Raw genomic sequence first — 1490 nt, 5'->3', positions numbered from 1 at the left:
GCTCTGGACATGCCCGGCAGTGTACCAGAGTCCACCGGCGTGGCGAGGGGCGGGGCGCCGCGGCAGGCGCCGATTTCTCCTGCCCTTCCGGGTGCTTTATGATGACGGTAACGCGACACTACAGAACGCCATTATCACCGGGCGCCGGCGCCGCTGGCCGCCAGCAAGGGAACCGGTACAGGGAGATTCTCGTGCAACCCATCACCAAGCTGCGTATCGCCACCCGCAAGAGTCAACTGGCCCTGTGGCAGGCCGAACACGTTCGCGACCGCCTCATGGCGATTCATCCCGGCCTCGCGGTGGAGCTGGTGGCCATGTCCACCCGCGGCGACAAGATCCTCGACACGCCGCTGGCCAAGGTGGGGGGCAAGGGGCTGTTCGTGAAGGAGCTGGAGGAGGCGATGCTCGACGGGCGCGCCGACATCGCCGTTCACTCCATGAAGGACGTGCCGATGCACTTCCCCGAGGGGTTGGGCCTCTCGGTGATCCTTGCCGGCGCCGAGGCCACCGACGCCTTCGTCTCCAACCACTACAAGAGCCTCGACGAGCTGCCCGAAGGCGCCCGCATCGGCACCTCCAGCCTGCGACGCGGCCTGCAGATGCAGGAGGCACGCCCGGACTTCGAGATCCTCACCCTGCGCGGCAATGTCCAGACCCGCCTGGCCAAGCTCGATGCCGGGGAGTTCGACGCCATCCTGCTGGCCACCTCCGGCCTCAAGCGCCTGGGCCTGGAGGAGCGCATCGCCATGGAGCTGCCCCCGGAGGTGTGCCTGCCCGCCTGCGGCCAGGGGGCGCTCGGCATCGAGTGCCGCCTGCACGACCCCGAGCTGATCGGCCTGCTGGCGCCTCTGGATGACCCCGACACCGCCACCCGGGTGCGCGCCGAGCGCGCCATGAACACCCGCCTGGAGGGCGGCTGCCAGGTGCCCATCGGCGGCCATGCGGTCTTCGAGGGCGATGGCCAGACCCTGTGGCTGCGCGCCCTGGTGGGCAACCCGGACGGTAGCCGGGTGCTGCGCGCCGAGGGGCGCGGCTCGATCCACGAACCCGAGGCGCTGGGCATCCGCGTCGCCGAGGAGCTGCTGGAGATGGGCGCCGGCGAGATCCTCGCCGAGGTCTACGGCGCCGGTTGATGGCGGCCGCACCGGTCGTGATCACCCGGCCCGGGGAGCGGGGCGACGTGCTGGCGGCGCTGCCCGAGTCGTCGGCGCCGCGCGCCGCCTGGCTCGACTTCGACCACTTCCGCCGGGTGGTGGTGGTGAGCCCCTTCGCCGCGGAGTGCCTGGCGGAGGCGCTGGACCGCTACTGGCCCCAGCTGCCGGTGGGCATCGACTACTACGCGGTGGGGGCGGCCACCGCCGAGGCGCTGCATGCGCGACTCGGCGTGCGGGTCCATGTGCCGCCAGCGTCCGCCGGCGAGGACACCAGCGAGGCGCTGCTGCGCCTGGGCTCGCTCCGCGAGCTGACCGGCGAGCAGGTGCTGCTGGTGG

Annotated in this window: 2 protein-coding genes; both read left to right on the top strand. The window is 71.7% G+C overall.

Annotated elements, in window-relative coordinates:
- The first annotated feature begins 191 nt into the window (after positions 1-191).
- Entirely contained in the window at positions 192-1133 is a 942-nt protein-coding gene (gene hemC / locus J5F18_RS00385; RefSeq protein ID WP_346300397.1) for a hydroxymethylbilane synthase, read from the top strand.
- A partial coding sequence (locus tag J5F18_RS00380; protein ID WP_346300396.1) for a uroporphyrinogen-III synthase occupies positions 1133-1490 on the top strand: 358 nt, incomplete at its 3' end. The genes hemC and J5F18_RS00380, both read left to right, overlap by 1 nt.

The sequence above is a fragment of the Halomonas sp. BM-2019 genome (assembly GCF_017584085.1).
Note: the sequence above shows the minus strand (reverse complement) of the source record. Positions and strands in the feature narration are given on the sequence as shown.